Annotated in this window: 25 protein-coding genes; 8 read left to right on the top strand and 17 right to left on the bottom strand. The window is 70.6% G+C overall.

What is annotated here, in order from left to right; genetic code table 11:
* Positions 1 to 4: 4 nt before the first annotated feature.
* The 3 genes from ACZ7OU_RS07355 to ACZ7OU_RS07345 all read right to left on the bottom strand — a co-directional run bounded on the left by ACZ7OU_RS07355 (position 5) and on the right by ACZ7OU_RS07345 (position 4,035).
* The gene (locus tag ACZ7OU_RS07355; protein ID WP_470254520.1) at positions 5 to 2,452 is read right to left on the bottom strand and encodes an ABC transporter permease; all 2,448 of its coding nucleotides are present in this window, start codon (positions 2,450 to 2,452) and stop codon (positions 5 to 7) included.
* Positions 2,452 to 3,192 carry an ABC transporter ATP-binding protein gene (locus ACZ7OU_RS07350; RefSeq protein WP_470254519.1) on the bottom strand — a complete coding sequence of 247 codons (741 nt, stop codon included), beginning with the start codon at positions 3,190 to 3,192 and terminating at the stop codon, positions 2,452 to 2,454. Before ACZ7OU_RS07350 ends, ACZ7OU_RS07355 begins: the two co-directional genes overlap by 1 nt.
* Before the next feature lie 75 nt (positions 3,193 to 3,267).
* Positions 3,268 to 4,035 carry an SDR family NAD(P)-dependent oxidoreductase gene (locus tag ACZ7OU_RS07345; RefSeq protein ID WP_470240330.1) on the bottom strand — a complete coding sequence of 256 codons (768 nt, stop codon included), beginning with the start codon at positions 4,033 to 4,035 and terminating at the stop codon, positions 3,268 to 3,270.
* A gap of 71 nt (positions 4,036 to 4,106) precedes the next feature.
* On the opposite strand from ACZ7OU_RS07345, the gene ACZ7OU_RS07340 reads away from it, so the two are divergent.
* Complete coding sequence (locus tag ACZ7OU_RS07340; RefSeq protein WP_470254518.1) at positions 4,107 to 4,793, top strand: hypothetical protein; 687 nt, start codon at positions 4,107 to 4,109, stop codon at positions 4,791 to 4,793.
* Here ACZ7OU_RS07340 and ACZ7OU_RS07335 read toward each other — a convergent pair.
* The 4 genes from ACZ7OU_RS07335 to ACZ7OU_RS07320 form a co-directional block, all read right to left on the bottom strand.
* A complete protein-coding gene (locus tag ACZ7OU_RS07335) occupies positions 4,790 to 5,545 on the bottom strand; it encodes a type III secretion system chaperone family protein (RefSeq protein ID WP_470240328.1) in 756 nt (251 codons plus the stop codon). The two genes, ACZ7OU_RS07340 and ACZ7OU_RS07335, sit on opposite strands and share 4 nt — an antisense overlap.
* Before the next feature lie 178 nt (positions 5,546 to 5,723).
* Entirely contained in the window at positions 5,724 to 8,318 is a 2,595-nt protein-coding gene (clpB, locus tag ACZ7OU_RS07330) for an ATP-dependent chaperone ClpB (RefSeq protein ID WP_470240327.1), read from the bottom strand.
* A gap of 94 nt (positions 8,319 to 8,412) precedes the next feature.
* Positions 8,413 to 9,600, bottom strand: coding sequence for an MFS transporter (locus tag ACZ7OU_RS07325; protein ID WP_470254517.1), 1,188 nt, complete (start codon positions 9,598 to 9,600; stop codon positions 8,413 to 8,415).
* A 99-nt stretch (positions 9,601 to 9,699) separates the two neighbouring features.
* Complete coding sequence (locus ACZ7OU_RS07320) at positions 9,700 to 10,185, bottom strand: MarR family winged helix-turn-helix transcriptional regulator (RefSeq protein WP_470240325.1); 486 nt, start codon at positions 10,183 to 10,185, stop codon at positions 9,700 to 9,702.
* 322 nt (positions 10,186 to 10,507) lie between these two features.
* On the opposite strand from ACZ7OU_RS07320, the gene ACZ7OU_RS07315 reads away from it, so the two are divergent.
* From ACZ7OU_RS07315 to ACZ7OU_RS07290, 6 genes are all read left to right on the top strand, one after another.
* Entirely contained in the window at positions 10,508 to 11,686 is a 1,179-nt protein-coding gene (locus tag ACZ7OU_RS07315; RefSeq protein WP_470240324.1) for a globin domain-containing protein, read from the top strand.
* A gap of 274 nt (positions 11,687 to 11,960) precedes the next feature.
* Complete coding sequence (locus ACZ7OU_RS07310; RefSeq protein WP_470254516.1) at positions 11,961 to 13,136, top strand: globin domain-containing protein; 1,176 nt, start codon at positions 11,961 to 11,963, stop codon at positions 13,134 to 13,136.
* A gap of 53 nt (positions 13,137 to 13,189) precedes the next feature.
* A complete protein-coding gene (locus tag ACZ7OU_RS07305) occupies positions 13,190 to 13,906 on the top strand; it encodes a dienelactone hydrolase family protein (protein WP_470240322.1) in 717 nt (238 codons plus the stop codon).
* 145 nt (positions 13,907 to 14,051) lie between these two features.
* Positions 14,052 to 14,801: a lytic polysaccharide monooxygenase gene (locus ACZ7OU_RS07300; RefSeq protein WP_470240321.1), complete on the top strand. Its 750-nt coding sequence runs from the start codon at positions 14,052 to 14,054 to the stop codon at positions 14,799 to 14,801.
* Complete coding sequence (locus ACZ7OU_RS07295; RefSeq protein WP_470240320.1) at positions 14,798 to 15,331, top strand: DUF305 domain-containing protein; 534 nt, start codon at positions 14,798 to 14,800, stop codon at positions 15,329 to 15,331. The genes ACZ7OU_RS07300 and ACZ7OU_RS07295 overlap by 4 nt, the downstream gene beginning before the upstream one ends.
* Positions 15,332 to 15,608: 277 nt before the next feature.
* Entirely contained in the window at positions 15,609 to 17,159 is a 1,551-nt protein-coding gene (locus ACZ7OU_RS07290) for an ABC-F family ATP-binding cassette domain-containing protein (RefSeq protein ID WP_470254515.1), read from the top strand.
* A gap of 52 nt (positions 17,160 to 17,211) precedes the next feature.
* Here the strand turns inward: ACZ7OU_RS07290 and ACZ7OU_RS07285 are convergent, their stop codons facing one another.
* From ACZ7OU_RS07285 to ACZ7OU_RS07255, 7 genes are all read right to left on the bottom strand, one after another.
* Positions 17,212 to 17,637: a heat shock protein transcriptional repressor HspR gene (locus tag ACZ7OU_RS07285; RefSeq protein WP_470254514.1), complete on the bottom strand. Its 426-nt coding sequence runs from the start codon at positions 17,635 to 17,637 to the stop codon at positions 17,212 to 17,214.
* A gap of 5 nt (positions 17,638 to 17,642) precedes the next feature.
* Positions 17,643 to 18,815 carry a molecular chaperone DnaJ gene (gene dnaJ / locus ACZ7OU_RS07280; protein WP_470240317.1) on the bottom strand — a complete coding sequence of 391 codons (1,173 nt, stop codon included), beginning with the start codon at positions 18,813 to 18,815 and terminating at the stop codon, positions 17,643 to 17,645.
* A gap of 36 nt (positions 18,816 to 18,851) precedes the next feature.
* The gene (grpE, locus tag ACZ7OU_RS07275) at positions 18,852 to 19,559 is read right to left on the bottom strand and encodes a nucleotide exchange factor GrpE (RefSeq protein WP_470240316.1); all 708 of its coding nucleotides are present in this window, start codon (positions 19,557 to 19,559) and stop codon (positions 18,852 to 18,854) included.
* Complete coding sequence (gene dnaK, locus ACZ7OU_RS07270) at positions 19,556 to 21,427, bottom strand: molecular chaperone DnaK (protein ID WP_470240315.1); 1,872 nt, start codon at positions 21,425 to 21,427, stop codon at positions 19,556 to 19,558. Before dnaK ends, grpE begins: the two co-directional genes overlap by 4 nt.
* Before the next feature lie 179 nt (positions 21,428 to 21,606).
* The gene (locus ACZ7OU_RS07265; RefSeq protein WP_470254513.1) at positions 21,607 to 23,049 is read right to left on the bottom strand and encodes an alpha/beta hydrolase; all 1,443 of its coding nucleotides are present in this window, start codon (positions 23,047 to 23,049) and stop codon (positions 21,607 to 21,609) included.
* Between the two features lie 67 nt (positions 23,050 to 23,116).
* Positions 23,117 to 23,350: a hypothetical protein gene (locus ACZ7OU_RS07260; RefSeq protein ID WP_470240313.1), complete on the bottom strand. Its 234-nt coding sequence runs from the start codon at positions 23,348 to 23,350 to the stop codon at positions 23,117 to 23,119.
* A 29-nt stretch (positions 23,351 to 23,379) separates the two neighbouring features.
* The gene (locus tag ACZ7OU_RS07255) at positions 23,380 to 24,150 is read right to left on the bottom strand and encodes a DUF4097 family beta strand repeat-containing protein (protein ID WP_470254512.1); all 771 of its coding nucleotides are present in this window, start codon (positions 24,148 to 24,150) and stop codon (positions 23,380 to 23,382) included.
* Positions 24,151 to 24,324: 174 nt separating this feature from the next.
* Between ACZ7OU_RS07255 and ACZ7OU_RS07250 the strand changes: the two genes are divergently transcribed.
* The gene (locus tag ACZ7OU_RS07250; protein WP_470240311.1) at positions 24,325 to 24,858 is read left to right on the top strand and encodes a YbhB/YbcL family Raf kinase inhibitor-like protein; all 534 of its coding nucleotides are present in this window, start codon (positions 24,325 to 24,327) and stop codon (positions 24,856 to 24,858) included.
* A gap of 42 nt (positions 24,859 to 24,900) precedes the next feature.
* On the opposite strand, the gene ACZ7OU_RS07245 is transcribed toward ACZ7OU_RS07250, so the two are convergent.
* The 3 genes from ACZ7OU_RS07245 to ACZ7OU_RS07235 are packed head-to-tail and all read right to left on the bottom strand — an operon-like array spanning position 24,901 to position 26,243.
* Positions 24,901 to 25,335: a GNAT family N-acetyltransferase gene (locus ACZ7OU_RS07245; protein ID WP_470254511.1), complete on the bottom strand. Its 435-nt coding sequence runs from the start codon at positions 25,333 to 25,335 to the stop codon at positions 24,901 to 24,903.
* A 21-nt stretch (positions 25,336 to 25,356) separates the two neighbouring features.
* Positions 25,357 to 25,917 carry a TetR/AcrR family transcriptional regulator gene (locus tag ACZ7OU_RS07240; protein WP_470240309.1) on the bottom strand — a complete coding sequence of 187 codons (561 nt, stop codon included), beginning with the start codon at positions 25,915 to 25,917 and terminating at the stop codon, positions 25,357 to 25,359.
* Positions 25,914 to 26,243, bottom strand: a complete 330-nt coding sequence (locus ACZ7OU_RS07235) for a DMT family transporter (RefSeq protein ID WP_470240308.1) — start codon at positions 26,241 to 26,243, stop codon at positions 25,914 to 25,916. Before ACZ7OU_RS07235 ends, ACZ7OU_RS07240 begins: the two co-directional genes overlap by 4 nt.
* Positions 26,244 to 26,380: the final 137 nt, after the last annotated feature.

Below are 26,380 nucleotides of genomic sequence, written 5' to 3'. Positions count from 1 at the left end.
GTTCTCACTCACCGATGGATGTGGCGTCGACCGCACGCCCGCGCGTCGCGGCCCAGGCCGGGACGAGGATCGCGACGAGCGAGAGCACCACGGCGATCGCGAGCACCACCAGGTAGATCGCCAGCGGCCCGGACGGCAGCACCGATCCGCTCACCACGAGGCAGAACGGCACGATCGAGCCCGCCGAGACCAGCGTCCCGAGCAGCACCGCGATGGTGGCGATCAGCCCGCCTTCGACGCCGGCCATCCGCAGCACCTGGCCGCGCGTGAACCCACTCAGCCGCTGCAGCCCGAACTCCCGGCGCCGCTTGGCCGTGGCCATCACCAGCGTGTTGACGACCGAAATCACCGTGTACGCGATGATCATCCCGACGAGCAGGTAGTTGACCCACGCGCCGATCTCGTTGCCCTTCGCGTGCGCCGCGATGAGCGCGTCCCGATCACCGACCATCACCGGCATTCCGGCCGTCGCCTCGCGAAGCCGCGAAGTGAGCGTCGCCGTGTCGACGCCTTCGGCCGCCCGCACCAGCAGCTGCGGCGCGAGCCCGAGCGTCGTGTGCGGAGCCAGCAGCGACGCGGGCAGCACGAGCCGTTCGAACCCGGCGCGCTGGCTCACGACCGCCGTTACTCGCACGTCGACCGGCACGCCGTCGCCCAGCCGCAGCGACAGCGTGTCGCCGACGTGGCGACCGAGCGTCGTCGGCACCTCGACGGCGTTCCCGGTCAGCTCGCTGACGCCGAGCGCGGGCCAGCCGTCTTCGTCGTTGTTCGAGTCGTACGGCTTTTGGACGAACACCGTGCTGGTGACGTACTCCGACGCGCCGGCGACCCCCGGCACCGCGGCGACCCGCCCGAGCAGCGACGGATCCAGCCCACTCGGCCCCGCGACGACGGCGTCCGCCCGCAGGTCCTCGGTGTACGCCTGGTTCGAGACGGCTTCCTGGGTGGTCTGCAGGTAGATGTTGGCGGTCGCGATGCCGACCGCGAGCATGATCGGGGTGACCGCGCCCGCCGTGCGGACCGCGCCTACGCGCGTGTTGAGCAGCGCGACCCGGCCGGTGACGCCGCTGAAGGCCTGGACCGGCCAGCGCAGCAGCATCGCCGTCACCTTGGTGACGCCGGGGCTGATCGCCGCGAGCCCGAACGCCCACAGCATCACCGCGGGGCCGGCCGTGCTGGCCGCGACCGGGCCGGTCATGACGGCGACCGTGACGATCGCCAAGGCCGTCCCGCCCGCGAAGCACAGGATCGCGGTGATCAGCCGGATCGGTGTCAGCCAGCGCCGTTCGACGGCCGCTTCCGCGAGCGCCTCAGTCGGGCGGACCTTCGACGCACGGCGTCCGGCGACGAAGGAAGCGGCGATGACGGCCAGCAACGACGCGCCCGCGGCGACCGTCGCCGGGAGCCAGCCCTGCTCGAACACCAGCACGTCCGGCACGACGTGGTTGGCCGCGAGCTCCCCGAACAGCCAGTTCCCCAGCACCGGGCCGAGCACGACCGCGACGGCGACCGCCAGCACGCCGACGACCAGCGCCTCGCCGAGGACCATCCGCCGCAGCTGGCGCGGGGTCGTGCCGATCGCGCGCAGCAGCGCGAGCTCGCGCTGGCGCTGCTGGGTCGACAGCGTGAGCGTGCCCGCCACGACGAACACCATGACCATCGCCGACAGCCCGCCCGACACCGCGGCCAGGACGATCAGGTTCTCCCCGCTCTTGCTCACCTCGGGGAACTCGAGGAGACCGCGGTCGGCGCCGGTGGTCACGACCCCCGCGTCCCCGACGGCCGCCGTCACCGCGGCGACGTCACCGCCGAACACGCCGATCGCGTCGAACTGACCGGGGTGTCCCGAGATTCGCGAAGCGTCCGAAGCAGCGAAGAACAGCGCGGAGTCCCGCATGGCCTGCGGTGCTTCGGCGACGCCGGAGATCCGGTACTGACCGACGCTGCCGTGCGCGGCGACCGGCAGCGTGTCCCCGACGGCGAGCCCGAGCCCGGCGTCGACCACGACTTCGCCCGGCTTCGGCGCTTCGCCCTTCAGCGTGTACGGCGTCAGCGCGGCGGAATCCCACGCGTGCCCGAGGGCGCTCGCGGCGCCGATCTGCGCCGGGAAGCTGACCTCGCCGACGACGTTCGTGACGCCGGGGACCGCGCGCAGGCGGTCGGCCAGAGCCGCGTCGACCCGGACGCGCTCGGGCAGGGTCGCGTTCTTGACCTTGTGCTTGTCGTCCGGGTCGAGGGTCGCCGGGTCCTCTCTGGGCAGCGCAAGCGTTTGCTGCCCGCCGACCACGATCGGCGCGGCGGCCAGCCGCTGCACCGGCGTCTCGGACCGGATGCCCGTCTCCATCAGGCCACCGCACGCCGAGACGATCAGCGCACCGAAGAACACGGCGACGAACGTCGCCAGGAAGGCCCCCTTGCGCAAGCGGAGCGTCCGCATCGCGAGCTTGAACATCAGGCCCGCACCGCCGACCGGTCCCAGGCCCCGAGGTGGGTCATCCGCTCGGCGACGGCTTCCGCGGTCGGCCGCGCGAGGCGACCGGCGATCCGGCCGTCGGCCAGGAACACGACCTCGTCGGCGTAGGACGCGGCCACCGGGTCGTGCGTCACCATGATCACCGTCTGGCCCGACGCCCGGACGGACTCGCGCAGCAGGCCGAGCACATCCGCGGCGGTGCGGGTGTCGAGCGCGCCGGTCGGCTCGTCGGCGAACAGCACCGCCGGGTCCGTGACCAGGGCCCGCGCGATCGCGACGCGCTGCTGCTGCCCGCCGGACAGCTGCCCCGGCAGGTGCTTGCGGCGCCCGTCGAGCCCGACGTGGGTGAGGATCCGCGCCACGAGCCGCTTGTCCGGGCGCTTGCCGGCCAGCTGCAGCGGCAGCACGACGTTCTGCTCGACCGTCAGCGCCGAGAGCAGGTTGAACGCCTGGAAGACGAACCCGACGCGGTCGCGGCGCAGCTTCGTCAGGTAGGTCTCGCTCTTTCCGTCGAGGTCCTGGCCGTCGAGCACGACACGGCCCGACGTCGGGCGGTCGAGCCCGGCCGCGCAGTGCAGGAACGTGCTCTTGCCCGACCCGGACGGGCCCATCACCGCGGTGAACCCGCCGCGCGGGAACGAGATCGAGACCCCGTCCAGCGCGACCACGCCGTCGTACTCCTTGCGCACGGCCTCGAGCCGAACCGCCTCATTCGTCATGGGGAAAACGCTAGGGAGACAGCGCCCCGATCACCCTGGTGCGCACGCGCGTCTTCGAGGTAGGGACAGCCCTACTCAGGTACGGCCCTTGCCGCCGAAGCCGCCGCTGATCTTCCGCAGCACCGCGCGCGGCAGCAGCCCGCCGATCGCCACGACGGCCTTGTACTGCAGGCTCGGCACCGAGATCACCTTGCCGCGGCGCAGGTCCGCGAGCGCCTCGCCGACCACCTGTTCGACGCCCAGCCAGGCGATTTTCGGGCCCGGCTTGCCGATGCCGGCCCGCTGGTGGAACTCGGTCGCGGTGAAACCGGGGCAGAGCGCCATCATCCGGACGTCCTTCGGCAGCGACGCGGCGATGCCTTCGGTGAACGACGTGACCCAGTTCTTGCTGGCGGTGTACGTCGATCCGCGGCCGCTGAAGAACCCCGCGACGCTGCTGACCTGGATGACGTCGCCGTGGCCGCGCTCGATCATGCCGGGCAGCACCGCACGGGTCAGCCGCAGGACGGCGGTGACGTTGACGTCGAGCTGACGCTGCAGCGCGTCCGGCGGGATCGTCCAGAAGTCGCCGTTCAGCCCGAACCCGGCGTTGTTCACCAGCAGGTCGACCGGACCGGCGGCGAGCCGCTCCTCGACCTTCGTCCGTCCGTCCACTTCGGACAGATCGGCGGGGAGCACTTCGACGGCGACGCGGTGGCGGTCCCGCAGTTCGGTGGCGTAGGTCTCGAGTCGCGCGGCATCGCGGGCGACGAGCACCAGGTCGTACTTCTCGGCGGCGAGCGTGCGCGCGAACTGCGCGCCGATGCCCGCGGTGGCCCCGGTGATCACGGCGGTGGTGGTCATGTGGGTGAACGATACCCACAGGTCAGGGCCTCCGGGTGCAGTCGTTTCCTCGCCGGGTTATCGTCCCGATCATGGGTAAGCACACCAGGCGCAAAAGCGGCTACCTGCCCAAGATCGCCGCCGGCGCGGCGCCCGTGGCCCTCCTGTTCGCGGCTCCGGCGGCGGCCCTCGCGGCCCCGGCCGAGCTCACCCTGCCGCTCGACCACCGGCACACCACCACGCTCGACAACGACGGCGACACGCTCTCCGCGAGCCGTCGCGACGTCGTCTTCAAGCAGCTCGGCGACACCAGGATCGCGTCCGACCTGTCGGAGGCCGTCGCCACGCGCGGCGACCGCGCGGGCGCCGTCGAGCGGGCCCGCCAGGGCGTCTGGCTCGCCAAGGGTGTCGACGTCCTGAGCGAAAACGCCGAACAGCTCGACGCCGGGCTGTTCGCGGGCGACCTCACCGGCGGGATCGCCGCCCGCCGGTCGTCCGGCCAGGCCGTCGACCTCGGTCAGCTGGGCGCGGTCGGCACGACGTCCGAGGTGCACGCGATCGGCAGCTTCGCCGGCGACCTCGACGTGGGCGAGACGCACGAGCTCGGCGGCCAGCTGGGTCCGGCGTCCGGCCTGGTCAAGACGTCGCGGAGCCTGTCATCGGGCTCGTTCAGCGGTGACCTCGGCGTCGACCACGTCGTCCACGTCCAGGGCGGCACGACGTCGCTGCGCGGCACGCTCGCGATCAGCGCGCTCGACCAGCCGGTGCTCGGCCTCTAGTTGTTCTGCGGGTCCGCGGGCGGCTGCTGCACCGGGATCCCCGCCGCCGGGGTGGGCGGGGTGCCGCCGGCGGAGGGGATGGGCGCGCTCGCCTGGTGGCGGCCCGCCTCGTAGTCCTCGTCGAACGGGTCGACGATGTCCGCGATCTCGCCCAGGTCCCTGAGCAGCCGCTCGAGCCGCGACGGACCGGCGGTCGGGACGACGCTGGCGAGCACCCACTCGGCCTCGAGCCAGGCCACGCCGACGTCGCCGCCGAGCTGGTCCGCGGCGTCGACGAGCTCCTGGGTGATCACCGCGCGGGCACCGTCGGCGTCGTCCGCGAAGGCGTAGCGCGAGCCGATCGGGCCGAGCATCTCCGGCATGTCGGCGCGCTGGAACGGCACGCTCGACAGCCACATCTCGATCGGGATCCGGTGCTTCTTGTTGCAGCGCACGGCGACGACGACCGCCGGGATCTGCCCCTCGGACTCGATGTCGAAGATGAACACCGGACGGCGGCCGTCGGAGGTGAAGGTCGACCCCGCGACGACGTTCACGGCGGCGTCCGCGCCGAAGTAGCCGATCGCGCCGTTGGACCACTGCTGCGGCAGCCGCTCGTCCTCCTCGACGAACTGCCAGCCGCGCAACTGGGCCCAGCGCATGCGCTCGCGGTTGCGCGAGCCCTCCTTCGCCCGGTCGGCAGCGAGCAGCCCGAGGCCGGCCACCAGGGCGACGGCCGCGATGACGAACCAGATCCACGCCGGAATACCCACGACGTGCAGGGTATCGCCTGCTACGCCGAAGAGATGATCGCCGGTACCCGTGTCGCCGGGCCCGTTCGGACCAATTCCCTGCTCCCGGGTCGACAAATCGCTACAAGACGCCACTGTGGACGCCCGCCGGCGTGAGTGTTCAGTCAGGTCGGAACCCCGACTGAACACTCACGACCGGTCAGACGCGTTCGACCGTGAGCGCGTCCCCGGCTTCCAGCTCCGGGAGGTCGACGCGGACCGTGTCGCCGTCGCGGACCTCGCCCGACAGCAGCTTCTTCGCCAGCTTGTCGCCGATCGCCGACTGGACCAGCCGCCGCAGCGGGCGGGCGCCGTAGATCGGGTCGAAGCCGTTGAGCGCGAGCCACTCGCGGGCGCCGTCGGTGACCTCCAGGTTCAGCCGGCGCTGCGCCAGCCGCGCGGCCAGCCGGGCCACCTGGATGTCCACAATGGACGTCAGCTGCTCGGTGCCGAGCGAGTGGAACACGACGATGTCGTCGAGCCGGTTGAGGAACTCCGGCTTGAACTGCCGCTGCACCACCGAGAGCACCGCGTCCCGCCGCTGCCGCTCGTCGAGCCCGGGGTCGGCGATGGCCTGCGAACCGAGGTTCGAGGTCAGGACCAGGATGGTGTTGCGGAAGTCCACCGTCCGGCCCTGGCCGTCGGTCAGCCGCCCGTCGTCGAGGACCTGCAGCAGCACGTCGAAGACGTCCGGGTGGGCCTTCTCGACCTCGTCGAGCAGCACCACCGAGTACGGCCGGCGCCGGACAGCTTCGGTCAGCTGCCCGCCCTGGTCGTACCCGACGTAGCCCGGCGGGGCACCGACCAGGCGCGCCACCGAGTGCTTCTCGGCGTACTCGCTCATGTCGATGCGCTGGATCGCCCGCTCGTCGTCGAACAGGAACTCGGCCAGCGCCTTCGCCAGCTCGGTCTTGCCGACGCCGGTCGGGCCGAGGAACAGGAACGAGCCGGTCGGGCGGTCGGGGTCGGCGACGCCGGCCCGGCTGCGGCGCACCGCGTCCGCGACGACCTGCACGGCCTCCTTCTGCCCGATGACGCGGCGGCCCAGCTCGTCCTCCATCCGGAGGAGCTTGCCGGTCTCGCCTTCGAGCAGCCGGCCCGCCGGGATGCCGGTCCACGCGGCCACGACGTCGGCGACGTCGTCCGCGCCGACCTCTTCCTTCAGCATCACGTTCTGCTGGCTGGCCTCGCTCGCCGCGGTGGCCGCTTCGAACTCCTTCTCCAGCGCCGGGATCCGGCCGTAGCGCAGCTCGGCGGCCTTGCCCAGGTCACCGTCGCGCTCGGCGCGTTCGGACTCGCCGCGCAGCTGCTCCAGCTGCTCCTTGAGCTCACGGACCTTCTCGATGGAGCCCTTCTCGTTCTGCCAGCGCGCGGTCAGCGCCGTCAGCGTCTCGCGCTTCTCGGCCAGCTCGGCGCGCAACGCGTTGAGCCGCTCCTTGGAAGCGGCGTCGCTCTCCTTGGCGAGCGCCATCTCCTCGATCTCCAGCCGACGGACGGCACGCTCGACCTCGTCGATCTCCACCGGCCGCGAGTCGATCTCCATGCGCAGCTTGGACGCGGCCTCGTCGACCAGGTCGATGGCCTTGTCCGGCAGGAAGCGCGCGGTGATGTAGCGATCGGACAGCGTCGCGGCGGCGACCAGCGCGGCGTCCGTGATCCGGACACCGTGGTGCACCTCGTAACGCTCCTTCAGGCCGCGCAGGATCGCGATGGTGTCCTCCGGCGACGGTTCGCCGACGAGCACCTGCTGGAAGCGCCGCTCCAGGGCGGCGTCCTTCTCGATGTGCTGGCGGTACTCGTCGAGGGTGGTCGCGCCGACCATCCGCAGCTCACCGCGGGCGAGCATCGGCTTGATCATGTTGCCGGCGTCCATCGCGCCCTCGCCGGTCGCGCCGGCGCCGACGATCGTGTGCAGCTCGTCGATGAAGGTGACGACCTCGCCCGCGGAGTCGGTGATCTCCTTGAGCACGGCCTTCAGCCGCTCCTCGAACTCGCCGCGGAACTTCGCGCCGGCCACCATCGACCCGAGGTCGAGGGCGATGACGCGCTTGCCGCGCAGCGACTCGGGGACGTCACCGGCGATGATCCGCTGGGCCAGGCCCTCGACGATGGCCGTCTTGCCGACGCCCGGCTCGCCGATCAGGACCGGGTTGTTCTTCGTGCGCCGCGACAGCACCTGCACGACGCGGCGGATTTCGGTGTCGCGCCCGATGACCGGGTCGAGCTCGCCGGCGCGGGCGCGCGCGGTGAGGTCGACGCCGTACTTCTCCAGCGCCTTGAACGTGCTCTCCGGGTCCTCGCTGGTGATCCGGGCGGAGCCGCGGACCTTGACGAACGCCTCCCGCAGCGCGTCCGGGGTCGCCCCGTGGCGCTTGAGCAGGTCGGCCACCTGGCCGCCTTCGGTCGCGAGCCCGACGAGCAGGTGCTCGGTCGAGACGTACTCGTCGCCCAGCTCGGTGGCGAGCTTCTGCGCGTGCGTCAGCGACTTCACGGCGAAGGTGTCGAACTGCGGGCTCGACACCGTGGCGCCGGTCGCGGACGGCAGCGCCGCGATGAGCGGCTCGAGCTCCTTGTGCACCACCCCCGGGTCGGCCCCGACCGCGGTCAGCAGCGGCGCGGTCAGCCCCTCACCCTGCGCCAGCAGGGCGCCCAGCAGATGGGCGGCCGACACGTGCGGGTTGCCGGCCATGGTGGCCGCCTGCGCCGCGGACGAGATCGCCTGCTGGGTCTTCGTGGTCGGGTTGAAAGCGTCCATCCCTCACCTCATGCTCAATACCGAAAGTCCTGGTGACAGGCCTGACCGAGACCTGACACTATCCTTAACGCACGAAAACTTGAGTCTGTTCCGCTCAACTCTGACCGGGTGCGACGGCGCTCGCCGGCAGCCGGGACCCCAGCGGGCCGAGCCCGGCCACGGCGAGGCCGGCGCACGCCCCGACCAGCACCCAGGGTAACCAGTCGGCGACCGAGAACAACGCCACCACGGCGGGCGCGAGCACCTGCGCCATGGTGAACGCGTACTGGTACGCAGCGAGATAACGGCCGCGGGCCACCGGAGGTGCCGCGGCCTCGGCGAGAGCACCCGAACGCGGGCCGAAGACCAGGTCACCGGCGGCGAAGATCAGCGTCGACGCCAGCAGGTACGCCACGACCCAGTCGGCGGGCACGAGCAGCACGCCCAGGCTGACCAGGCACCACGCGGAGAACAGCGCCGAGCCCGCGCGCATCGCCGTGATCCGGCTCAGGTGAGCGGTGAGCCGCAGCGCGAGCGTGCCGCCGACGCTCGTCAGCACGGTCAGCAGGGCGAGGATCGCGCCGGGCAGCCAGGCCGGGCCGTGCAGCCGGTCGAGCACGAACACCGGCGTGCCGATCAGGAAGAACTCGAGCGAGAGGCCGAAGAGCCCGCTGAAGAGGATCAGGGCGAGGTACGGCCGGTCGCGCAGCACCTTGACGGACCGTTCGCAGTGGCGCCGGTGCGGCCGCTCGAGCCGGACGAACAGCGCGAGGATGGACGCGGCCGCGAAGAACGTCACGACGTCGAGCCCGAGCGCGATCCGGTACCCGCCCGTCCCGAGCCACGTCAGCAGCGCTCCCGCCACGAGACCACCGAGGCCGAAGCAGCCGGCCCGCACCATCCCCACCTCGGCGAACGGCCGATCCTTCGGGACGTCGCCCGCGACGTCGGCGATGAGCGTGAACAGGGAGCTGTAGAAGAGCTGCTGCCCGGTGGCGAGCAGGACGGCGGCGGCCACGACCGTGCCCGCGCCGTCGGCGAGCAGGTACGCGCCCGCACCGGCGGCCTGCAGCAACTGGGCGACGATCACCACGGCCCGCGGCCCGACGCGGTCCACGAGGCGCCCGGCCAGCGGCGGCACGACGAGCCCGCCGACGGTACCGAGCGTGACGGCCGTGCCCGCCATCACGAGCGGGACACCGACCACCTGCGTCACGTAGACCAGCGCCAACGGAAGGAACAGACCTGAGCCGAAGTTGTCGATCCCCAACGCGCACAGCAGTGCGACCCGGCTACGCGTCACCTACCGACGGTAACCCTGTGGCACACCGCCAAGTCAGGCCCGAACGGACATAATCCGGCGTGCAAAATGCAACTCCCGGTGTTACCGCTTCGCCCGGCGTCACTTGGTCGTGTCGGCGAGGCAGGCGGCGCTGCCGAGCGCGCGGCGCAGGTCGGCGTTCATCTCGGCGAGCCTGCCGATGAGGTCGGTGACGCGCTCGTCGTCCCAGCCGCCGAGCGCCTTCTCCATGAACTCGAGGTAGTTGGCCCGCCAGCGGGCGAGCTCCTCCCGGCCCTTCTCGGACACGCTCACCAGGGACGCGCGGCCGTCTTCGGGCGCGGGACGGCGGTCGACCAGCCCGGCGGCGGACAGCTGCGTGATCTGCCTGCTGACCACCGACAGGTCGACGAACCGGCGCTTGGCCAGCTCGGACGGCCTGGCTTCGCCGTTCTTCGCGAGGTCGGACAGCAGCATCGCGGCCGCCGGGTGCAACCCCGGCTGGTCCTGCCAGGCCTGCATGATCCAGGCGTGCTGGAGCTGCGACGCGGTCTTCAGCTCGCGCATGAGCTCGACCCGGACGTCGTCGTCGGTGTCGTCGAAGCCCATCGGACCCTCCCTGCCGCAGCTATTACTTGTCCAATACAAGTTTATTGTGGAACGCTTGCGCGGGCAAGAATCTTCCCGGTGAGGTCGCCCACGCCGTGACCGGGAGCGATACACCCGGTCGGAGCAACAATGCGAGCAAAAGGGCGCCCGGCGGCTACCCTGCGGACGGGCCGCGCGCGCGGCCCGCGCGAGTAACGAGGCGGATGCAGTGGCGATGGACTCAGGAGGCGGCCGTGTGCACGAAGGCCGTCTCCGCGCCCGGGCCGTCGATGACTGACCCGGCACCACCGCTCCACCGTCCCCGAGCAGCGAACACCACGCCATGACAGCCGACTCCGTCAGCCCGCTCCCCAGGTCTTCTTCGTCCCCGCGTCAAGCGCCCGCCGGCGTCGTCGCGATGGTCGGGCTCATCCGCGAAAGCTGGGCGAAGTCCGAGCCGTACATCGCGGACATCTCCCAGTTCTTCTACGGGATGCTGTTCACCCTCGCCCCGACCACGCGCGACTTCTTCCCGATCAACATGGAGATCCAGCGCGGCCGCCTGGTGCGCGCGCTGGTGCACATCGTGCAGATGGTGGACCGGCCCGACGACCTCGCGCCGTTCCTGCGCCAGCTGGGCCGCGACCACCGCAAGTTCGGCGTCGCGCCCCGGCACTACGAAGCCGTCGGCACCGCGCTGCTGGCATCGCTCAAGAACCACCTCGGCCGGGAGTGGACACCCCAGGTCGAACGGGCCTGGGCGGAGGCGTTCACCATCGCCGCGCGGGCCATGCAGGATGCGGCCGCGTCCGACACGAACCCGCCGTCGTGGCAGGCCACCGTGGTCGAGCACCGGCGGCTGACCTGGGACCTCGCGCTGGTGCGGCTGATGCCCGACCAGCCCGTGCCCTACCACCCCGGCCAGTACGTGAGCGTCGAAGTCCCGCAGCGGCCACGGCTGTGGCGCTACCTCTCGCCGGCGAACGCGCCGCGCGAGGACGGCGGCATCGAGTTCCACGTCCGCGCGATCGACGGCGGCTGGGTGTCCAGGGCAATAGTCAGCCACACCCAGCCCGGCGACGTCTGGCGGCTCGGCCCGCCACTCGGCCGGCTGACGGTCGACCGCGAATCATCGCGCGGCGTGCTGATGGTCGCGGGCGGGACAGGCGTCGCGCCGCTGCGGTCGATCCTCGACCACCTCGCGTTGTGGGGCGAGAACCCGAAGACGCGCCTGTTCTACGGCGGGCCGTCCCGGGAAGACCTCTACGACCTGGAGGAACTGCGCGCGCTCGCGTCCGTGAACCCCTGGCTGAACGTGACGCCGGTGGTGGAGCGCGGCGGCGACGTCCCGGGGTTCGAGCAGGGCACGCTGGCCGAGGCGATCACGCGGTACGGCTCCTGGCCCGGCCACGACATCCTCGTGTCCGGCTCGCCGGCGATGATCCGCGCGACGGTGTCGCGCATGCTGGTCGCGGGCAGCGTGCTGGACCAGATCCAGTACGACCCGTTCACGATCGACTAGTCGAATAGACGCACCGATCCGGTGCACAAATCGAACGAACGACGATAATTGTTACGCGAACCGGGTAAATCTTCCGGGTGATCGTTTTTACGCTGTGACAGACGGGGTTTACCCGGTGTGGCGAAATTGGTCCGTTCGAGCGGACCGCGCGGAATCACGCGCATCTGCACGGGAATTCGCATACAGTCGGAAACCCTCGGGGGCGGCACCGCCACAGCGTCGCCGCATGCACGGCGCAAAAAAGCCTTTGCACGACTGGAGATTACCGTTCCCGATGACTGCTGAATCCGTGAAGATCTCCGCACCACCCAAGGCCGTCCCCGTTTCCACAGTGGAAGGTCGCGAACAAGCTCGGCTGATTCGTGAAAGTTTTGCGGAGATCGAACCGAAAGCCGACGAAGTCGCGCAGTACTTCTACGGCGTGTTGTTCGTCGTCGCGCCCGATTGCCGGGATCTGTTCCCGGTCACCATGGCGAACCAGCGGAGCCGGCTGCTGCGCGCGCTCGTCTACGTCGTGCAGATGGTCGACCGGCCCGACGAGCTGATCACCTTCCTCGGGCAGCTGGGCCGCGACCACCGCAAGTTCGCCGTCGTCGCCCGCCACTACGACGCCGTCGGGGTCGCGCTGCTGGCCGCGTTGAAACGGTTCCTCAAGCAGAAGTGGACGCCCGAGGTGGAGTCCGCGTGGACGACGGCGTACGGGCTCATCGCCAAGACCATGCGCGAGGCCGCGCAGGCCGAAACCGGGCCGGCGTCGTGGGCGGCGCGGGTGCTCGACCACCGCAAGCTGTCCCGCGACGTCGCGATGGTGCGGGTGCAGACCGAAGGGCTGCTGCCTTTCCGCGCCGGCAGCTACGTGAGCGTGGAGGTGCCACAGCGGCCGCGGATGTGGCGCTACCTCTCCCCGGCGACCGCGCCGCGCGGCGACGGCCAGATGACGTTCCACGTGCGCACGGTCCCCGGCGGCTGGGTCAGCGGCGCCATCGTCAACCACACCAAACCGGGGGACACGTGGCGGCTCGGGCCGGCGATGGGCACGCTCAACGTGCGCCCGACCGCCACGAGGAAGCGGCTGCTGATGATCGCCGGCGGCACCGGGGTCACGCCGTTCGTCTCGATCCTCGACGACCTCGCGCACTGGAAGCGCAACCCGCCGGTGCACCTGTTCTTCGGCGGCAGAAGACCCGAGGACCTGTACGCGCTGGACGACCTCCGGCGGCTGACCGCGGTGTCGAAGTGGCTGACGGTCACCCCGGTGACCGAGGAGGGCGCGATCCCGGGCGGCGACCGCGGCACGCTCGCCCACGCGGTGACCCAGCGCGGTTCCTGGAAGGACCACGACATCCTCGTCTCCGGCTCACCCCCGATGATCCGGGCGACGATCGCGAAGCTGCTGACCGCCGGCATCGAGCTCGAACGCATCCGCTTCGACCCGTTCACCCTGGACTGAGGAACTCTCAGCGGGCCGCGCGGGCGGGGCGGATTCTCGCTATCTTCACCGATATGGAGATGACTATTCCGGTTTCGGACGGGACCATCGGCGGCTACCTCGCGGAGCCCGCCGGCGAGGGACCGCACCCGGGCGTGGTGCTCATCCACGACGCGTTCGGGCTGAGCCAGGACACGAAGAACATCACCGACCGCTTCGCCGCCGAGGGCTTCCTCGCGCTCAGCCCGGACATGTATTCGCGCGGCGGGTTCCGCCGCTGCGTACGTCGCGTGTTCTCGGACATGTTCGCGAACAAAGGCCGGACGTTCGACGACATCGAGGCGGCCCGCACACTCCTGGCCGGCCGCGCGGACTGCTCGGGCCGGATCGGCATCGCCGGGTTCTGCATGGGCGGCGGCTTCGCGCTCGTCGCGGCGTCACGCGGCTTCGAGGCGTCGGCGCCGTACTACGGGCAGCTCCCGAAGAACCTGGCCGTCCTCGACGACGCGTGCCCGATCGTCGCCAGCTTCGGCAAGAAGGACTTCTCGCTGCGCGGCGCGGCGGCGAAGCTCGAGACGGCGCTCACCGAGCGTGAGATCCCGCACGACGTCAAGGAGTACGACGGCGCGAGCCACGGGTTCGCGAACAAGATCGAAGTCGCGCCGCCGCTGAACCTGCTGCTCAAGGTCGTCGGGTTCACCTACCACCACGAGGCGTCCGAGGACGCGTGGCGCCGGGTGACGGCGTTCTTCGGCGATCACCTGCAGCAACCGGCCCGACCTTCGCACTGAGCCGAGCGGGCTAGCGTTTCTGCTGAACGGCTGTAGTTGATTGACCGTTGTGCCCGAATCGCCTTATGGTCTAGACCACATCTTCCCCGGATGTGCTCGTTCGTCCTCCCTCCGGAACAAAGCTGTTCCCCCTCGAGGAGCCGAAATGACCCTGAAGCGAAAGCTTTTCGCGGCCGCAGCCGGTGCTCTCCTCGCCCCGGTGCTGGTCGTCGTCCTCCCCGCCACCTCCGCGAGTGCCCATGGGTACATCTCCGATCCGCCCAGCCGGCAGGCCAACTGCAAGGCCGGGAAGGTGCCCGACTGCGGCCAGATCGTCTACGAACCCCAGAGCGTCGAAGGTCCCAAGGGCCTGCGCAGCTGCAACGCCGGGCTGAGTCAGTTCGCCGAGCTGGCCGACGAGTCGAAGCCATGGCCGGCCAAGTCGGTCGGCACTTCGGTGACGTTCAACTGGGTGTTCACCGCCCGGCACGCCACCAAGAGCTACGAGTACTACGTCGGCAACACGCTCATCAAGTCGTTCGACGGCAACGGCCAGCAGCCGCCGGCGACCGTGCAGCACACGGTGAACCTGGCCGGGTATTCCGGCCGGGTGAAGGTGCTGGCGATCTGGAACATCTCCGACACGGCCAACGCGTTCTACAGCTGCGTCGACCTCCAGATCGGCGGCGGCGGAACCCCGCCGCCGACCACGACGACCCCGCCCCCGACGACGACCCGTCCGCCGACGACGACCCCGACCACGCCGCCGTCGAGCGGCACGTGGGCGGCCGGAACGGCGTACAAGGCCGGCGACGTGGTGACGTACAACGGCGTGAGCTACCGCTGCCTCCAGCCGCACACGGCGATCGCGGGCTGGGAGCCGCCGAACACGCCGGCGCTCTGGCAGCGTCAGTGAGAGTGCTGCTGGCCGTCGTCGCGCTGCTGCTCACGGGCTGCGGCGCGACGGCGGCCCCACCCACGTACAACGCGGCCGACGTGATGTTCCTGCAGATGCTGATCCCCCAGAACCAGCAGGGCATCGAGATCGTCCGCCTGGCCGCGGACCACCCGCTGCCTCCGGCCTTGAAGGAGCTGGCGGCGGCGATCGAGTCGACCCAGCAGACCGAGATCACGGACATGAAGAACTGGCTACGCGCCTGGGGCCAGCCCGAGACGATGGACATGAACCCCGGCGCCCACGCGGGTCACGGCGGCATGAAGATGACATCGCCGGACTTGGTGAGCGCCCTACGGACGGCTCCGCCGGGTGAGTTCCCGCGCAAGTTCCTCGACGTCCTGACCGGCCAGCAGCAGGGCGCGGTCGAGCTGGCCCAGACGGAGAACGGAGCGGGCGGCGGCGTCAACGCCCAGTCCCGTGACCTGGCCCGGCGGGTCATCGAGTCGAGGAACGCCGAGGTCAAGCAGCTGTTGAACTTCAAGGTGTGACGTCCCCGCGGCCCCGGGGTGCGACCGCGAGCAGCCTCCTGCCGAGCTGCTCGCGGTCGCGCGTTCGCTGCCCGCCTCGTGCCGATATATTCGGTTGGCCGCGCTCGCGGGTCGCGTTAGCCTCGTGATCATGACGTTCTCCTTCGCCGTCTTCGCGAGGTTGCGCAGCCGCCGCTGACGGCGGCGCACCGATCTCCTTTCCCTGCCCGCCGTTCCGGCCTTCGCCGGGCGGCCGCTCTCGTGCTGCCCGGCTCCCTCCAGAGCTGCGGAGCATCCCTTGAATTCCCCTCTACTCGACCACGCCCACCTGCGCGCGGAGCACGTCGGCGTCACGCTCGGCTCCCGCCGCGTCCTGCACGACGTGAGCGTCACCGTTTCGGCCCGGTCGCGGCTGGCGATCGTCGGCGAGAACGGGCGCGGCAAGACCACGCTGCTGCACGTCCTCGCCGGGCTCCGGGCGCCCGACCACGGCACCGTCCACCGGACGGGCACGGTCGGCGTCGCGCGGCAGGCGCTGCCGTTCCGGTCCGGCGAAACCGTCGGCACGCTGACCACCGAGGCACTGCGCGACGTCGATGAGGCCTTGCGAGCACTCGACGCGGCGGTTTCCGACTTCGACGAAGACCACTACGCCGCCGCGCTGGAAGCGGCGACCCGCCTCGACGCCTGGGACGCCGAACGTCGCGTCGACATCGCGCTCGAAGCCCTCGGCGCGTGCGCCGACCGGACCCGCGAACTGGGCACGCTCTCGGTCGGGCAGCGCTACCGCGTGCGGCTGGCCTGCCTGCTCGGCGCGCGGCACGACTTCCTGCTGCTCGACGAGCCCGGCAACCACCTCGACGCCGACGGCCTCGCATTTCTCACTGACCGCCTGCGCGGCCACGACGGCGGCGTCGCGCTGGTCAGCCACGACCGTGCGCTGCTCGGCGACGTCGCGACCGAGTTCCTCGACCTCGACCCCAGCCAGGACGGCCGTCCGCGCAGCTACGCGGGTGGCTACCAGGCCTGGCAGGACGGCCGCCGGCGCGACCGCGAACGTTGGACGCAGGAGTTCGAGGAACAACAGGACACGCATCGGCAGCTGACGCTCGCGGTGACGCAGGCGCGCGACCGGCTCAGCACCGGCTGGCGGCCGGACAAGGGCACCGGACGGCACCAGCGCCAGTCCCGCGCACCCGGCGTCGTCCAGGCGCTCAACCGGGAGCGGGCGGCGCTGGAGGCCCACCGCGTGACCGTGCCCGAGCCGCCGTTGTCGTTGCGGTGGCCCGATCTCGGCTCCGGCGCTCAAGCGCTGGTCCGCCTGCACGACGTCGGCGTCGCCGGCCGTCTCGCCGGCCCGGTGACGCTCTCCCTCGACCGCGGCGACCGGCTGCTCGTGACAGGCGAGAACGGCGCGGGCAAGTCGACGCTGCTGTCGGCGCTCGCCGGCGAGCTCACGCCGACGACGGGATCGGTCCGGCACCTGCCCGGCGCGAAGGTGGCCTTGATCGGCCAGGAAGTCCCGGCGTGGCCGGAAGAGCTCACCGCTCGCCGGCTGTTCGAGCGAGCGGGTGTCCCGGTTTCGGCCATGGGCCTGCTCGACTCGGAAGCCCTGCGGACAACGATCGGCCGCATGTCCCAGGGGCAGCAGCGGCGGCTCGACCTGGCCCTGCGGCTGGCCGGACGCCCGGACGTCCTCGTCTTCGACGAGCCGACCAACCACCTGTCGGCGGTGCTCGTCGAGGAGCTGACCGAGGCTCTGCTCGAGACCCCGGCGGCGGTGGTCGTGGCGACGCACGACCGCCGGATGCTGACGGATCTCGCGACCTGGCCCCAGCTGGTCCTCTGACGCACGAAGGCCTCCCCGGTCACCCGGGGAGGCCTTCGGTACGTCGGAAACGTCAGCGGCGCTTGGGACGCCAGACCACCATCGCGGTCTGCGGCTTGAGCGGCACCAGGTCCCGGCGGTAGGACGCGTGCGCCGCCGCCGCGGCCTGTTCGCCCGCGACGTAAGCCGCGGCCAGCTCTTCGGTCAGCTCCGCGAGCCGGGCCCGCAGCGCGTCGACCTGGTTCTCCAGCTCGATGATCCGCTTGATGCCGGCCAGGTTGACGCCGTCTTCCTGCGACAGGCGCTGGACTTCGCGCAGCAGCGCGATGTCCCGCATCGAGTAGCGCCGCCCGCCACCGGAAGTGCGGCCCGGGGAAACCAGGCCCTGCCGGTCGTAGGTGCGCAACGTCTGAGCGTGCATCCCCGCGAGCTGTGCCGCCACCGAGATGACGAACACCGGGGTCTCTTCGTCGCCTTCCTGAGGGATCCCGCCGAACATCCCACTCACCTGCCTTCGAGCAGCTCGGTGATCTCGGGCCGGGGGTCGTGCCCGGCCATCGACTCGGCGTACGCCTGCAGTGCTTCGCGCGCCTTGTCGTCCAGTTTGGCGGGAATCGCCGCGGTGAGGGTGACGAGCAGATCACCTTGCGAGCCGTCACGCTTGGCGATGCCCTTGCCGCGCACGCGCAACACCCGTCCGCTGGCGGTACCCGGCGGCACCTTGAGCGAGACCTTGCCCTCGAGCGTCGGCACCGTGATCGTGGTGCCGAGCGTGAGTTCGGTGAAGTCGACCGGCACGGTGATCGTCAGGTCGAGCCCCTTGCGCCCGAACAGCGCGTGCGGGGCCACGTGCACCCGGACGTACAGATCGCCCGCCTGCGCGCCACCCCGGCCCGGCTCGCCCTGGCCGGCCAGCCGGATCCGCTGGTCGTCGTCGACGCCCGACGGGATCCGGACGGTCAGCGTGCGAGTCCGCGTGCTGACCCCTTCGCCGCCGCACTCGGGGCACGGGTCGTCGATGATCTGCCCGCGCCCACGGCAGTCGCGGCACGGCTCCGAGAACGCGAACGCGCCCTGGCTGCGGCTGACCAGCCCGGACCCGGAACAGGTCGGGCAGGTCCGCGGCGAGGTGCCCGGCTTCGCGCCGTTGCCACCGCACGTCGAACAGGTCGCCGGGCTCGACAGCCGCAGCGGCAGGGTCGCGCCCTTGACCGCCTCGGTGAAGTCGATCCTGACGTCCGTCTCGACGTCGGCCCCGCGCTGCGGCCGGTTGGCCGTCGCGCCCGCCGTCGTGCGGCCGCGGCCGAACAGCCCGCCGAGGATGTCGCCGAGCCCGCCGAAGCCGCCCTGCTGGTTGGCACCGGCCTGGCCGAAGATGTCGCCGACGTCGAAGCTGCCGGTACCGCCGCCACCGGGGAAGTTGAACCCGCCCCCGGCGCCGCCGAACAGCCGCCGCGCCTCGTCGTACTCCTTGCGCTTGCTCGCGTCGGAGAGCACGCCGTAGGCCTCGGAGACCGCCTTGAACTTCTGCTCCGCCTGCGCGTTGCCGGCGTTCGCGTCCGGGTGGTTCTCCTTGGCCAGCTTGCGGTAGGCCTTCTTGATCTCGTCCTGGGTGGCGTCGGAGGAGACGCCCAGTTCACGGTAGAAGTCCTTGCCGACCCATTCCCGAGCACTCATCGGGCGCCTCCTCCTTCCAGTCGAACCGGATGTTGCTTACTGCTGCTGGTCATCGAGTCCGCCGCCGAGCGGCAGCTCGCCACCGACGGGCGGGTGCTCCGCCGGGCCGCCTGGCTCGTGGTCGGTGACCCCGACCAGCGCCGCCCGCAGCACCCGGTCGCCGAAGCGGTAGCCGCGACGCATGACCACGGTCACCGTCGGGCCCGCCACCTCCGGCGAGGTGTTGTGCTGCACGGCCTCGTGCACGCTCGGGTCGAAGGCTTCGCCCTCGCTGCCGAACGACTCGAGCCCCGCGCGCTGCAGGCCGCTGATCAGCTTGTCGCCGACGGCCTTGAACGCCCCGGTGAGGTCGCCGTGCTGCTCGGCCCGCTCGAGGTCGTCGAGCAGCGGCAGCAGGTCGTTCACCACCGTCGCCTTGGCCCCGAGCACGACCGCCTCGCGGTCACGCTCGACCCGCTTGCGGTAGTTGGCGTACTCCGCCTGCAGGCGCTGGAGGTCGGCGGTGCGCTCGGCCAGCTCCTTCTCGACGTCGGAGAAAACCGACACCGAGTCGTCCACAATGGACTCGCCAAGCGAGGGGCCCGCGTGTTCCACGGGCGCGTCCTCCGGCTCCGGCGCGGCGTGGGCCGGACCGGGCGGGCGAACCTGCCCGGTCTGGGGGTCCACCCGCCGCCGATCCCGCACGACCACCGGCTCCTCGGGGCCGCGGCCCTGGTTCTCGGATTCGTCGTAGCTGTGGGTCACTTCTTTTCGTCCTCTTCGACGATCTCGGCGTCCACCACGTCATCGGCCTTGGCCTGGCCGCCGGCCGCACCGGCGTCGCCACCGGCCGCACCCGAAGCTCCGGCCGCACCGGCTGCCGCATCGGCGTTCGCGTTGGCGTACAGGGCGGTGCCCAGCTCCTGCGAAGCGGTGTTCAGCTTCTCGATCGACTCACGGATCTTCGCCGAGTCGGTGCCCTTGAGCGCCTCGTTCGACTCGTCGATCGCGGACTTGACCTTGGCCTTGAGGTCCTCGGGCAGCTTGTCGTCGTTGTCCTTGAGGAACTTCTCGGTCTGGTAGACCAGCGTCTCGGCCTGGTTGCGGGTCTCGGCCTCTTCGCGACGGGTCTTGTCCTCCTCGGCGTGCGCCTCGGCGTCCTTGACCATCCGCTCGATGTCGTCCTTCGGCAGCGCGGAGCCACCGGTGATCGTCATCGACTGCTCCTTGTTCGTGCCCAGGTCCTTCGCCAGGACGTGCACGATGCCGTTCGCGTCGATGTCGAAGGTGACCTCGATCTGCGGCACGCCACGCGGGGCGGGCGGGAGACCGGTCAGCTCGAACATGCCGAGCTTCTTGTTGTGCGCGGCGATCTCGCGCTCACCCTGGAACACCTGGATCTGCACCGACGGCTGGTTGTCGTCCGCGGTGGAGAAGATCTCCGAACGCTTGGTCGGGATCGTGGTGTTGCGCTCGATGAGCTTGGTGAAGACGCCACCCTTGGTCTCGATGCCCAGCGACAGCGGCGTGACGTCCAGCAGCAGGACGTCCTTGACCTCGCCCTTCAGGACACCGGCCTGCAGCGCCGCGCCGACCGCCACGACCTCGTCCGGGTTCACGCCCTTGTTCGGCTCGCGGCCGCCGGTCAGCTCCTTGACCAGGTCCGACACGGCCGGCATGCGGGTGGAACCACCGACGAGCACGACGTGGTCGATGTCGCCGACGGCGATGTTCGCGTCGCGGATCACGTTGTTGAACGGGTTGCGGGTGCGCTCGAGCAGGTCCGAGGTGATCTTCTGGAACTCGGCGCGGGAGAGCTGCTCGTCGAGGAACAGCGGGTTCTTGTCGGCGTCGACCGTGATGTACGGCAGGTTGATGCCGGCCGAGTTCGAGCTGGACAGCTCGATCTTCGCCTTCTCCGCGGCCTCACGGATGCGCTGCAGCGCCATCTTGTCCTTGGTGAGGTCGATGCCGTTCGTGGCCTTGAACTTGTCGACCAGCCACTTGACGATGCGCTCGTCCCAGTCGTCGCCACCGAGGTGGTTGTCACCGGAGGTCGCGCGGACCTCGACGACGCCCTCGCCGATCTCCAGCAGCGAGACGTCGAACGTGCCGCCACCGAGGTCGAAGACCAGGATGGTCTGTTCCTTCTCGCCCTTGTCCAGGCCGTACGCCAGCGCGGCGGCGGTCGGCTCGTTGACGATGCGGAGCACGTTCAGGCCGGCGATCTGCCCGGCCTCCTTCGTCGCCTGCCGCTGCGCGTCCTCGAAGTACGCCGGGACGGTGATCACCGCGTCGGTGATGGTCTCGCCCAGGTACGCCTCGGCATCGCGCTTGAGCTTCATCAGCACGCGGGCGCTGATCTCCTGCGACGTGTAGTTCTTGCCGTCGATCTCGGTCTTCCAGTCGGTGCCGATGTGCCGCTTCACGGACCTGATCGTCCGGTCGACGTTCGTCACCGCCTGGTTCTTCGCCGGCTGACCGGTCAGCACTTCGCCGTTCTTGGCGAAGGCGACGATCGACGGGGTGGTCCGGGAGCCTTCGGAGTTGGCGATGACCGTCGGCTCGCCGCCCTCAAGGACGGCTACGACCGAGTTGGTCGTGCCGAGGTCGATGCCGACCGCTCGCGCCATGGTGCTTTCCTCCTGTGTAAGCCTGCTATGTACGTGACCTGCACGTTCTTCCTCGCCTTGAGCGAGGCTCTGGCAAGTTTAGTCGGGCCTTCGTGCGTCTCGTCAAGTCGTACTTGAGCCGACTGCACTCAACCTTCGTAACCAGCCTAACGAGCCGGTCCGGGTTCTTGTTCCCGGGTTCAGCGGCAGATCTGGCCCGAAGCGGGTGTGACCCCACTCACCAGGTAGTCCACCTCGGCCGCGCGGGCGCACGCGGAGTTGAACAACCCCGTGTGACCGTCGTCGGTACGGGTCAGCAGGGCCGCTCCGTCGATGCTCGCCGCCAGGCCGCGGGCCCAGGCCAACGGCGTCGCCGGGTCGTGGGCGCCGCCGACCACCAGGATCGGCGGGGCGCCGTGGACCGGGTGCGGCTGTGGTGGGTTCTTCGCCGGGACCGGCCAGCCCGTGCAGCCACTGGTGAAGTCCCAGAACTCCGAGTACCGCCAGCTGTGCGGCGCCACCGCGCGCAGCAGCCCGGCCAGCGCGCCCATGTCCGCCGGACCGGTGAACGGCGACGGGAAGTCGTGGCAGCCGATCGCCCGGTAAGCCCCGTAGATCGGGGAGAGGAACTGGTTCCGCTCGGTCAGCCCCCTGGCGTCGGGGAACTCACCGCCGGCCGCGGCCAGCGCCTTGCCCAGCGCCGGCCACTCCGCCCGGATGTAGAGGTGGTTGTAGACGCCCGCCGAGATCTCGTCGGCTGTCGCCGGGCGGCCCAGGTCGCTCGCCCACACCGAGCCGCGCGCCGCCCGGGCCACGACGTCGTCGTAGAAGTGCAGGACATCGCGCCCCCGCAAGGCGCAGTCGGCGGAACCGCGGCACCAGTCCGCGAACCGGACCAGCGCGTCTTCGGTCGCCGCGGCCTCTTCGAGGATCGCCTGACACAGCGGCCGGGCGTGGTCGACGGCACCGTCGAGCACCATCGTCCGCACTCGCCCGGGGTGCCTCGACGCGTAGACCGCACCCAGTTCGGTGCCGTACGACAGACCCAGCCACGAGATCCTCGGCTCGCCGAGGGCCGCGCGGATCGTCTCGATGTCTTCGGCCGCGCTCTGCGTGTCCGCGTTCGCCAGCAACGGCCCGGTCCGGGCCAGGCAGTCCTCGCCCGCCGCGCGGTTGTGCGCCACCAGCGCCTCGAACGCCGGCCGCGTCGACGGGAACCGGTCGAGCGCCGGGTCGAACAACGTCGCCGGGTCGCACGTGATGCGTGGCGTGCTGAACCAGTCGCCGCGCGGGTCGAAGCCCACGACGTCGAACCGCTGCCGCAGCCGCGCGAGGTCCGGCGAGGCGAGCCCGCCGAACTGCACGAACCCGACGCCGGAACCGCCTGGCCCGCCCGGGTTCACCAGCAGTGAGCCGATCCGCCGGCCCGGTTCGAGCGCGGGCAACCGGACCAGCGCGAGCCGCGCCGACCCCAGCTCTGGTCGCGCGTGGTCGATCGGCACGTCGACCGTCGCGCATTCGGCTGTCGGCTCCTGCGGCGTCGCACATGCGTGCCACGCAAGCGAAGACGCCGCGGCGACGGCCGGTACCGCCGCCATGACCACGACCGCCGCGATGACCGCGGCGACCCGGCGCACGTCCATGATCTTGTTCCTCCCCCTGCACGCCGGCTTTCGGCGTGCACCCTTCCTAACAGCGACCACCGACGGTTCAGGAGCGGTGGCCGGTCCAGGAAGAAAGGAAGAAATCCGAGTTTCCTTGCTGCACAACGACTTCGGCCGGAGTACCGACCCAGGAAGTCACTCGATAGTGGGAATCCGCGGCGACCGGCACCCCCTGCGCCGGCGCCGCGGACCCCTCCCCCCGGGTGAACCCCACGACGCCGAACATCGCGATGGCCCCCAGCAGCGCGGCCGCCAGCACGCGCCGTTCGATCTTGACCATGGTGAAAAGCCCCCGTAGTAAGGAAAAGGTCAGGCCGCGCGGACCGTGACGCTCCCGCTTTCGGTCGTGAGGTCGAGCGTGTTCGGCGCGGAGCCGTCGGTCGGGACGTCGATGGTGCGACGCCCGCTGTCGCTGTCGCCGATGACGCGGTACGGCCCGCCCGGCACCTCGACGTCGACGCTCCCGCTGTCGGCCTTGATCTTGACGTTGTTCGCCCGCGCCAGCGTGAAGTCGACGCTCCCGCTCGACGCCGTCACGTCGACCGGGCCCCGCACGCCTTCGGCCTTGATGCTGCCCGAGTCGGCGTGCACCTGGACCTCGCCGACGTCCGACAGGTCGATCCCGCCGCTCTCCAGCCGCAGCTTCACCAGGCCGGGAACGTCTTCGACGCGGGCGTGGCCCGAGTCCGCCTGGACGTCCACGCTCGCCACCCCGGCGATGTCCAGCCCACCGGAGTCGACCTTGCCGCTGACCGGCACGCCCGCGGGCACGACCACCTCGAAGTCGACCGAGCAGTTGTTCCCGCAGTCGGTGAGCACCAGCTGGTCGCCGTCGACGCGGAAGAACGTGTCGCCCGGCTTGCCGCGCCAGTGGTAATTGATCTTTTCGTGCACCGTCGAAGGTCCCGTGCCGGTGCGGATCTTCACCGACCCCGAGTCGCCTTCCAGCTTCACGCTGCGGATGGTCTCCGAAAGGGTCTTGCTGTTCTCGAAGTCCGATCCCCAGCCCCAGCCGAACGCGGTCGCCAGGCCGACGCCGATCAGGACGATGCCACCCAGAGCCAGAAGCGGGCGCGCCATGGTCGTGGTCCCCTCAGTGTTGTTTCCTCTGCGTGAGAAAACGTTATGGCCCGGCACGGGCCCGGCACATGGGGGTAACCCCCCGAAGAACCCTGAGATCCGTCCCTGACACGCGGGGGCGGCGCGAGGGGCCTAACCTGGCGCCAGGCTCCAGTTCCGTGATCAGGAGGATCCATGCCGCAAGCACCCGGCCCGTACGAATCCCTGCCCGACGTGCCGTCCTTCACCCTCCGCAGCACCGACGTCGCCGACGGCGAAACCCTGGCCACGCCCCACCTCTCCGGCATCTTCGGCGCCGGCGGCGAGGACCGTTCGCCGCAGCTGGCCTGGGAAGGCTTCCCGGCGGAGACGAAGAGCTTCGCGGTCACGTGCTACGACCCGGACGCCCCGACCGGCAGCGGTTTCTGGCACTGGGCGGTGTTCAACCTCCCGCCGTCGCTGACGGAGCTGGCCTCCGGCGCGGGCGACGGCTCCGGCCTCCCCGAGGGCGCGGTGACGTTGAAGGGCGACGGCGGGGTCAAGCAGTTCCTCGGCGCGGCGCCCCCGCCCGGACACGGCCCGCACCGCTACTACTTCGCGGTGCACGCACTCGACGTCGACAAGCTGGACGTCCCGGAGGACGCGACACCGGCGTTCCTCGGCTTCAACATGTTCGGGCACACCCTGGCCCGCGCGGTGATCACGCCGGTGTACGAGAACAAGGGCTGAGTCAGCAGGAGGGCCCGGCGCTGGTGCCGCAACAGCGCCGGGTCAGCGCAGGGCTTCCTTGTTGACGCCCTCGCGCTCCAGGTAGCGGCCCTTCGTGTGCTCGTCGAAGCCGAACTGCCGGTACAGCCCGTGAGCGTCGGCGGTGTGCAGCATCCAGCGGAAACCCGCGCCGGGCCCGTTGTCGATCATCTCGCGGACCAGCTCCTTGCCGACGCCGGTGCCGCGCGCGGAGCCGAGGACGAACACGTCGGCGAGGTACGCCGAGCCGACGCCGTCGGAGAAAGCGCGTGCGAAACCGACCAGCTCTGAGCCGCGGTATGCGCCGACGATCCGCCATGACCCGTCGATCGCCGCTTCGACCTGTGCACGCGTGCGCCAACGGCCCCAGTAGGCCTCGGTCGAGAGGAACTTCCACACCGCGTCGAGGTCGAGCCGCGTCCGGTCGTCGTCGAGCTCGTAGTCACCGAAGGTCCGCATGATCCGAAGCTAACGACCGCGTCAACGCGGTTTCAGCAGGTAGGCCACCACCGGCCGCAGCTCGTCCGCGGACGGCGGCTCGTCGTCGATCAGGCCCTGGATCAGCAGCCCGTCGATGCCCGCGAGGAACACCCGGAACGCCACCTCGTCGTCGTGGCGGACCATCGACGTCAGTACGTCCAGCCAGCGTCGCGCGGCCGGGCGCAGCTCCGGCTTCCGCGCCGCCAGCAGGTACAGCTCGTACTCGGCCATCGTGCGCCCGCGTCGCGGCCCCAAGGCCTCGGCCAGCAGGCCGGCGACCTCATCCGCGCCGCGCGAACCGCGGGACCGGGCCCGGTCGATCATCCAGTAGACCTCGGTGGCCATGTCGCGGGCGCACGAGATGAGCGTCGCGATCAGCAGGTCGTCCAGTGACGAGAAGTGGTACGTCGTGGACGTCGTCGGCACGCCGGCCTCGGCCGCGACGATCCGGTGCGTGACGCCGGCGACGCCGTCGCGCTCGATCACCCGCAGCGTCGCCTCGATGATCTCCGCGCGCCGCTTGTCCCCGCGGGCCTTGCGGCCGTCGACCTGCAGTTTCACGTCGATGCACTCCCGATTTCGATCAGCACGACACCGCCGATGACCAGTGCCAGTCCCGCGATCATGGCCGCGTTGACCGGCTCCTTCAGGAACACGACGCCGACGATCGCCACCAGTGCGACGCCGGCCGCGGCCCAGATGGCATACGCGACGCCGATCGGCAACCCCAGCTTCAGCACGTACGAAAGCGCGACGAACGCCACCGCGTAGCCGGCCACCACGACGATCGACGGCCCGAGCTTGGAGAAGCCCTCGGAGAGCTTCAGGGAGACCGTCGCGGAGACCTCCGCGACGATCGCCAACGCGAGAAGAAGGTACGCACCCATAGGGTGAAAACTACCTGAACGATCGTCCCGAAACAAAGAGCGACGTACACCACATCGGTGGGACTTAGGGCCACTCAACGGGTTACTCATCAGTAAGGACGGTTAGTCTCCCGGCACCACCACTGATCCATCCGGAC

It is taken from the genome of Amycolatopsis sp. NPDC114505 (assembly GCF_055633615.1).
Note: the sequence above shows the minus strand (reverse complement) of the source record. Positions and strands in the feature narration are given on the sequence as shown.

Excerpts from the sequence above, each read along its gene's own strand:
- ACZ7OU_RS07320 (WP_470240325.1), bottom strand. The coding sequence starts at position 10,185 with ATGGGCTTCGACGACACCGACGACGACGTCCGGGTCGAGCTCATGCGC.
- dnaJ (WP_470240317.1), bottom strand. The coding sequence starts at position 18,815 with ATGAGTGCTCGGGAATGGGTCGGCAAGGACTTCTACCGTGAACTGGGC.
- ACZ7OU_RS07255 (WP_470254512.1), bottom strand. The coding sequence starts at position 24,150 with ATGGCGCGCCCGCTTCTGGCTCTGGGTGGCATCGTCCTGATCGGCGTC.
- ACZ7OU_RS07355 (WP_470254520.1), bottom strand. The coding sequence starts at position 2,452 with ATGTTCAAGCTCGCGATGCGGACGCTCCGCTTGCGCAAGGGGGCCTTC.
- ACZ7OU_RS07285 (WP_470254514.1), bottom strand. The coding sequence starts at position 17,637 with ATGTTCGGCGGGATCCCTCAGGAAGGCGACGAAGAGACCCCGGTGTTC.
- ACZ7OU_RS07315 (WP_470240324.1), top strand. The coding sequence starts at position 10,508 with ATGACAGCCGACTCCGTCAGCCCGCTCCCCAGGTCTTCTTCGTCCCCG.
- ACZ7OU_RS07340 (WP_470254518.1), top strand. The coding sequence starts at position 4,107 with ATGGGTAAGCACACCAGGCGCAAAAGCGGCTACCTGCCCAAGATCGCC.
- ACZ7OU_RS07300 (WP_470240321.1), top strand. The coding sequence starts at position 14,052 with ATGACCCTGAAGCGAAAGCTTTTCGCGGCCGCAGCCGGTGCTCTCCTC.
- ACZ7OU_RS07250 (WP_470240311.1), top strand. The coding sequence starts at position 24,325 with ATGCCGCAAGCACCCGGCCCGTACGAATCCCTGCCCGACGTGCCGTCC.
- ACZ7OU_RS07245 (WP_470254511.1), bottom strand. The coding sequence starts at position 25,335 with ATGCGGACCTTCGGTGACTACGAGCTCGACGACGACCGGACGCGGCTC.
- clpB (WP_470240327.1), bottom strand. The coding sequence starts at position 8,318 with ATGGACGCTTTCAACCCGACCACGAAGACCCAGCAGGCGATCTCGTCC.
- ACZ7OU_RS07345 (WP_470240330.1), bottom strand. The coding sequence starts at position 4,035 with ATGACCACCACCGCCGTGATCACCGGGGCCACCGCGGGCATCGGCGCG.
- ACZ7OU_RS07265 (WP_470254513.1), bottom strand. The coding sequence starts at position 23,049 with ATGGACGTGCGCCGGGTCGCCGCGGTCATCGCGGCGGTCGTGGTCATG.
- ACZ7OU_RS07260 (WP_470240313.1), bottom strand. The coding sequence starts at position 23,350 with ATGGTCAAGATCGAACGGCGCGTGCTGGCGGCCGCGCTGCTGGGGGCC.
- ACZ7OU_RS07235 (WP_470240308.1), bottom strand. The coding sequence starts at position 26,243 with ATGGGTGCGTACCTTCTTCTCGCGTTGGCGATCGTCGCGGAGGTCTCC.
- ACZ7OU_RS07305 (WP_470240322.1), top strand. The coding sequence starts at position 13,190 with ATGGAGATGACTATTCCGGTTTCGGACGGGACCATCGGCGGCTACCTC.
- dnaK (WP_470240315.1), bottom strand. The coding sequence starts at position 21,427 with ATGGCGCGAGCGGTCGGCATCGACCTCGGCACGACCAACTCGGTCGTA.
- ACZ7OU_RS07350 (WP_470254519.1), bottom strand. The coding sequence starts at position 3,192 with ATGACGAATGAGGCGGTTCGGCTCGAGGCCGTGCGCAAGGAGTACGAC.
- ACZ7OU_RS07310 (WP_470254516.1), top strand. The coding sequence starts at position 11,961 with ATGACTGCTGAATCCGTGAAGATCTCCGCACCACCCAAGGCCGTCCCC.